General features: G+C 59.3%; 4 protein-coding genes and 3 pseudogenes. 3 read left to right on the top strand and 4 right to left on the bottom strand.

Features of this window, described 5'->3' with window-relative positions:
* Nucleotides 1-127: 127 nt before the first annotated feature.
* Both HPQ62_RS20310 and HPQ62_RS20305 read left to right on the top strand, forming a co-directional pair.
* A pseudogene (locus HPQ62_RS20310) lies at nt 128-583 on the top strand (transposase); the annotation flags it as partial.
* 100 nt (nt 584-683) lie between these two features.
* Nucleotides 684-1,333, top strand: a pseudogene (locus HPQ62_RS20305) (IS3 family transposase); the annotation flags it as partial.
* A 145-nt stretch (nt 1,334-1,478) separates the two neighbouring features.
* Here HPQ62_RS20305 and HPQ62_RS20300 read toward each other — a convergent pair.
* Nucleotides 1,479-2,813, bottom strand: a complete 1,335-nt coding sequence (locus tag HPQ62_RS20300; RefSeq protein WP_174804429.1) for an alpha/beta hydrolase family protein — start codon at nt 2,811-2,813, stop codon at nt 1,479-1,481.
* 196 nt (nt 2,814-3,009) lie between these two features.
* Between HPQ62_RS20300 and HPQ62_RS20295 the strand changes: the two genes are divergently transcribed.
* Nucleotides 3,010-4,047, top strand: coding sequence for a LacI family DNA-binding transcriptional regulator (locus HPQ62_RS20295; RefSeq protein WP_174804428.1), 1,038 nt, complete (start codon nt 3,010-3,012; stop codon nt 4,045-4,047).
* An 87-nt stretch (nt 4,048-4,134) separates the two neighbouring features.
* On the opposite strand, the pseudogene HPQ62_RS21125 reads toward HPQ62_RS20295, so the two are convergent.
* From HPQ62_RS21125 to HPQ62_RS20275, 3 genes and pseudogenes are all read right to left on the bottom strand, one after another.
* Nucleotides 4,135-4,761 (bottom strand): annotated as a pseudogene (locus tag HPQ62_RS21125) (alpha/beta hydrolase family protein).
* Between the two features lie 11 nt (nt 4,762-4,772).
* Nucleotides 4,773-5,222, bottom strand: coding sequence for a hypothetical protein (locus HPQ62_RS20280; protein ID WP_174804425.1), 450 nt, complete (start codon nt 5,220-5,222; stop codon nt 4,773-4,775).
* Between the two features lie 471 nt (nt 5,223-5,693).
* A complete protein-coding gene (locus tag HPQ62_RS20275) occupies nt 5,694-6,524 on the bottom strand; it encodes a phosphogluconate dehydrogenase C-terminal domain-containing protein (RefSeq protein ID WP_174804424.1) in 831 nt (276 codons plus the stop codon).
* Nucleotides 6,525-6,602 lie beyond the last annotated feature (78 nt).

The following is a 6,602-nucleotide window of genomic DNA, read 5'->3' as shown; positions in this document are numbered from 1 at the left end:
GTGACTTCACCCCCAGGCAACCATTTGCGAGCTGAGGAAGGCTTTCAGCCGCATTCTACTCCCGCAGACGTTCATTAACGCGCAAGGTGCTGTCTGATCAGCCGTCGGCGACTTCTTCAACAGCCCCCGGGTCCATTTCATGCGCAATGCTTTGGCCCATGCCGGAAAGAGCGGACGGCGTGTCGTCTCCGCCTTCATCGCCACCGCGTTTGCCCAGGATACGCCCGAGGCGGCGAGCACACAGTGGCGCAGTGTCGCCGATCAGGTCAGGCCGAAGGTACCCAAGCTTGCAACCCTCATGGACAGCGCCGAACAGGACGCGCTCGCCTACATGAGCTTTCCCAAGCAGCACTGAGCCAAGCTTCACAGCACAAACCCGATCGAACGCCTGAACGGCGAGATCAAGCGCCGCACAGAGGTAGTTGGCATCTTCCCCAATGATGATGCTATCGTCAGACTGGTCGGCGCACTGCTCCTCGAACAGAACGACGAGTGGGCCGTCCAGCGATCCCGCTACATGACACTGGAAACCATCGCAACAATGAGCGATGATCCCCTTATCAGCCTGCCCGCTGCAAGCTGATCCATTCCCGGCTTTGTCCGGAAAGCATGGAAAGCGCCGAAGCTACACCACGCAATGGGACACGATCATGTAAAGCTGCGAAAGCGGCTGAAGGAGCTGCCGTCGGCGCTTCTGCTACCGGGGCCTGCACATCCTGCTGAAACGCGAAGGTGTCGAGGTGAATTGGAAGAAACTCTACCGCCTTTACCGCGACGAACGGGTCACCGTGCGCAAACGCGGTGGCCGCAAGCGAACCCTAGGCACGCGAGCACCGATGACGCAGGATCCCAATCAGCGCTGGAGCCTCGACTTCGTATCGGACACGCTGATCGACGGACGCCGCTTCCGCATCCTATGCGTCATCGATGACTTCAGCCGGGAATGCCTGGCGGCCGTCGTCGACAACTCAATCTCGGGTCGACGCGTGGCAAGTGAAATGGATGTCATCGCTGAGCGTCGCGACCCACTGGCACGGAACTGACCTCGAACGCCATGCTAAAATGGCAGCAGGATCGCGGCGTCGAATGGCATTACATCGCGCCCGGCAAGCCAATGCAGAACGGCTTCGTGGAAAGTTTCAACGGCAGGTTGCGGGACGAGTGCCTGAACGAGCATCTATTCCGCAGCTACCGCCACGCTCGCGAGATCATCGCGGATTGGAGGATCGACTACAATCTACATCGGCCGCACACTAGCCTCGACGGGCTCACCCCGAATGAATTTGCAATCCGGTCCGCTATGGATCACAACGTGAACAGGGCTAACTTATAGACGTGGACAAAACTGGGAGCAGGTCAGCCAAATCTGCCACCATTACAAAAATTTGTAACGGAACCGCCTGACTGGCCTTCGACATCAAGGGGTACCGGTCTGAGGCGGCTGGTGCCCCGTGAATGCATTTGCCCGAAGCATAGGTTTAATGTTCGGCGCTCAGAAAATCGAAGCGCAGTGCCTGGGCCGTACGCGGCTGGAAGCCCGACCAATAGGTATGGTCTGCGGCAGGCTTTCCGTCGACCATGTCATAGACGCCATCATTGGAGACGGGCACAAGATCCAGATAGGTCTGCATCGCCGTGTCGCTCTTGAGATATTTGCCGAGCCATGCCGTGGCAAAATGGGTGGCGATATTGTTCATGCGCACGTTGTCCCAGACGAAGTCGGTGTAATGCAATGCGAGGTTGAATTTCAGATCGGGGTCGTCAACCCATGCTTCTTCCGGCGCGGGCATAGGGGCGCCGACATTATGATTGGCGCCTTCGAAGACTAGTAAACCGCGATCAACGCCCTTTGCACCCTGAAATGTCGGCAGAACGCCATTCTGGTAGCCCACGGTATCATCATTTGATCCGCCGATGAAAAGGGTAGGGACGCGGATGCCTTTCAAGGTTTCATCATCAAAGAAGCCGGAGGAATAACCGGCCGGTGCAAAAACGATAGCTGTCTTGATGCGTGGATCGAAGCGGTCGCGATAGGCGGGCGAACGTGCCCGATAGCGCTCCAGTGTACCTGCCGGCGCGTGCCAGAACCCTTCCTCTGCCTCCACCGCCTGATCTGTCAGGCCGATCCCGGCGGAGACGAGAGTGCCATAGGCACCCATGGAGTAGCCGATGATCGCCGTATCTGCGGCATCGACAAGACCATTCAGGAAACTATCCGGATCCTGCGACAGACGGGCGATTTCATTGAGCACAAACATCTGGTCTTCCGAACGGTTGACCAGTGCTGATGGAAAGGAGCGCAGCGTGCTGTAGGTGGTGTCGGTGTGGTCGATCGAGACAACGACATAGCCCTTGGATGCCAGATTCTCTGCGATCGGCGACATAAGGAATCGGTTGCCGGGGTAGCCATGCGAGACGATCACCAGCGGGAAGCCCGATTCCGATTTTGCCGGTGCGGCGTCCAGCATGGCCTTGCCATGCAGCTCGACCAGCGTCTTGCCGTCGCGCATATAGGCTTTCAGTGTCGTCGAGCCGGCCGCCTTGCTATCGGCCGGATACCAGATTTCGACCGGCAGCGGGCGATCATAGCGGGGCATCTGATCCGGAGCGGACATGTCCGCAGCCACATTGGCAATGTCAATTTGGTCCTTGTGAACGAGCGTCAGCTCACGCACGCCCACCATTTGGTCGCCATAAGCGGCCAGAGCGGGCGCATCCGGCCGGATGAAATCAATTCTGTTTTCGGCCAAAGCCGGTGCTCCTATGGCGGCCATCAGGACCACGCCGCAAATCACTCTGCTTATCGCACGCATTTCAGTCTCCTCAAAAGTCACTCCTTTACTGTCCGTCCCGTTCGTTTTTCGTCGGCGGGCGGCAGTATCCCAGATCAGGGTAATCGATTACCCTTTCTGCAAACTTGAACTTTTTTATCTTTTTAGGCAAGTCGTTATCAGGGTCGGACCTGTGATATTTTCGCCTGCGCCGGCAACAGCCCCCAGGGAACGTGCCATGTCATCCTCGGACAAACCGGAAACCGGAGCGAAGGCCAGATCGGCTCCGGCCTCACTGCGTCAGGTCGCCAAGCATGCCGGCGTCTCGGTCGCCACCGTGTCCCGGGTGATCAATGGCATTCCGAACAAGGCATCGCCGGAGACCATCAAGCGGGTGAAGGCTGCGGTTGAGGCGCTGCGCTACCGCCCTGCCGGTGCGGCCCAGGCTTTGCGGCGGCGTGAAAGCCGGATCGTTGCCGTGCTAGCAGCATCACTGATCAATCCAGTCATGGCGGCTATTACCGCGTCGATCGGCATGGCCATGCGGGAGTGCGGGCTGGTTATGGCCTTGAGCGACACACATGAAAGTGGGGTGGTCCAGGATGAGTTTCTCGCAGAAATGCGCGCCCAGTCGGTGTGCGGTTTCGTGCTGCTTGGCGCAGTCGAAAGCCCGGAACTTGATCGCATACGGCAGGAGGACGTTCCGAAAGTCTTTGTCAACCGTCCGGATCCCGGCGCCGGAACCTCCTGCTATGCAGGTATGGATAATCGGGAGGCCGGGCGCGATGTGGCCCGTGTAGTTCTTGCGCGTGGCCACCGCCGTGCGGTGTTGCTGCACGGCTCGCTCGACCGCACGGCCGCGACGCTCAGGCTTCAGGGTATTCGCGAGGTTTTTGCCGCACAGGGACTGCCGGCAGATGCGTTGATGCTGTGCACGGCGCCGGGCACGAATTTGTTGGAGGTCGGGCGGAGCGGCATGCTGCAGGCTCTTGCGACAGGGGACACGCCGCCTCTGGTACTCTGTATGAGCGATACGCTTGCCTATGGTGCCTTTCGCGCCCTGAATGAAGCCGGTCTTGATGCGCCCGGCCGCTTCACTTTCTTCGGCTTTGACGATCTCATCTTCAATGCATGGGTTGCCCCCTGGCTCAATTCAGCCGTGGTCCCGGCGGAGCTTTACGGTGCGGCGGTTATGCAGCAGCTGGACCCCCAGACGGCGGCTCCGGCCCTTTATCTGCCACATCAGCTTTCCATCCGGCAGCTGCCGACTGTCTGAGGCGCGGAAGAGTGAGCGGCGGATCCGGCGTCTAACCACAGGCGTGCGAAACCTCTTGAGTCTCCACAAGGAAAGAACGCCAACAGTTCAGACATTCTCCAGCCAGGCGATTACCCGTTCCCAGGCGTCGCTGATGTTGGTTGGGCTTTCCAACACGTGGCCTTCGCCCCAGTATCGGACCAACTCCGCTGGCTTGCCGAGTGAGCGGAGTGCAGCGAACATCTGTTCTGATTGACCGATCTCGACATAATCCTGGTCACCGCGGATCGTCAGAACCGGCGCCATGATATCCTCGACGGAGAACGGCGGGCTGTTGCGCAGATACTGATCGAGCGCTTTCTAGGGCGGTTCCGACAGATGATAGTTATCGGCAAGACCGGGTGATCGGCTGTCGTCGACGATCGTGTCGAAGCGCAGCCTGACATCGTCGGTTTGCGACAGAAGATTGCGGGACCCCGCCAGAGCAATGCCGGACCGGAATTCTTTAGTCTTTGTCATAAGTACCAGCGTGGCCCACCCGCCGAGACTGTGGCCCGCGACATGGATCCGCTCCGGATCGACATACCCAGCCTTAACGACCGCGTCGTAGGCAGGGCGCGCGGAATCCGTCAGGCAGCCGGCCAGTAAGCGGTCGCCAAGCGCGGCCTCGTCATAGGGCATGGACGGGATGACGACGACGAAGCCGCGTGCTGCGAGCAGATGCAGATTGAACATGCCGGGCTGGTTCAGAGGATCCTGACGAAGCCCATATCGCTGCCGGCGTCGAAGCCGGGATAAACCCAAAGGACGGCTGGCCGCCTCTGGCCCTTCCCGCCGCAGTCACGAACGGCATCAAAAACGACCGGGACGGCGCGACCTCTGCCAGATGGGTGTCCGTCTCGAATACGATGCTGACCGCTCCGGCAGCCTGCCTGAGCACCGACGGTGCTTTCGCAGGCAAGCGCGGCATCGTCGAGCAAGTGGAAGAATGTTCGCGTTCCAGTCAGTGTCAGATTGCGCTCGCTCACAACCCGCATCGCACCGATTTGCACGTCAATGATTGCGGGCCGAAGCGAGATACCGTCGGTCACCGCCAGCGCGTCCCTTGTTCCGTCCGGCGACCAGACCGGCGACAACACGCCGAGATCTTCGAGCGCCGGCAGTCGGTGGATGTGCGATGACGCAAGATCGACCACATACAATTCTCCCTCACCGCCACCAACGGCATCGAGGAAGAACCGTGAACTTTCCGCGCGGTTCCCAGGTAGGCAGAACGCTAGCCGTTTGCCCACCGGATCATAGGCGAATTGCGGTCCGCAGATGATCGGGAACTTCCGCAGGGAGAGAACGTCGTCAATGATGAGAGCATGGGGAATTTTCGCCTCTCGTAATTGCCGTTAACAAAGACTACCAAAATCTCTGCTGTCAAGCTTGCTTTGTTCTGGTCGCGTGCAGCTTACTGTTTTTGCCCCGTCACAGACAAAGGGACAACACGAATCCGCTGACTGGCAACGGCTTCTGCTGCCCGGATTTCTGTCTCATCGTCTCTTCCTTTACTTAAGCTATGATGAGCCAGATTCCTCCTTTATCCGTTAAACCCTGCCTGTCTCAAATGCGCTGAGACGGCACAGCTCTAGCCCGGGCAGGCAGATCCAAGGCTTGCGCGATCAGGTGATACGCTGAATGCTGGCGGCGATCTCGTCGGGCTCGAACACCTTTTTCCAGTCGTCGCGCATCAGGGCCGGCTTGCCGAATTCGATGGCCTTATTGCAGGCGTCGGAGAACTGCCCTCCCTTGACCTCGTCGAAGATAACCGCGCCGAGGATGTTCATATGGCCGAGCAGGAAGTCGCGGGCGCAATCATAGCTGACGCCGCGGGCAACCACTTCGTCCATGGCCTCGCGCATGACGACCAGCAGCGAGGCGCAGACCGTTTCCGAAAGGCCGGGCTCCAGAAGCGCCATCTGCTCGACAGTCACGCGGTAGGTGCGGGCAACCGGAGCATAGATCGCCCTGGCGATGGCATCGCCCAGGGCATAGTGTTCTTCCGGGCCCTGCATCAGCGCGTTGACGACGCCCTGTTCGGCAGCAATGCCACCGAAATGGTCTTTGCGGCCGGCTTCCGTGGCTTCATTGTTGAAGATCGGCGGATGGCAGGGGTGGGAGACAAAGTAGGTGATGTCGTCGCGTTCCGGAAGGTGGCCCGCGAAAGGCGCGGCCGCATCGAGAATCACGACCATGGTGCCGGGCGCCAGATCCTTCACGAAGCCTGCCGCCACCTTGCCGATCACTGTATCCGGCACGGCGAGGATGACAACGTCAGCGCCTGAAAGGCCTTTGTCCGCATCTACGGCCTCGACGCCCAGTTCCGACTTCAACCGAGCCTTGCCCGCTTCGCTGACCTCGATATGGCGCACCTCGAAATCGGTTTTGGCCAGATTGCGTGACAGGCGGACGCCCATCTTACCGCCGGCGCCGAACAATGCGACTTTCGTCATTTTCAGTTTACCTTCCATGGAGTCACGTCTTGTCTATCTGGTATGATCAGATAATATGTAGATGATAATGTCAATCAA

The organism is Martelella limonii, assembly GCF_013344475.1.
GTDB classification, from domain to species: domain Bacteria; phylum Pseudomonadota; class Alphaproteobacteria; order Rhizobiales; family Rhizobiaceae; genus Martelella; species Martelella limonii.
Note: the sequence above shows the minus strand (reverse complement) of the source record. Positions and strands in the feature narration are given on the sequence as shown.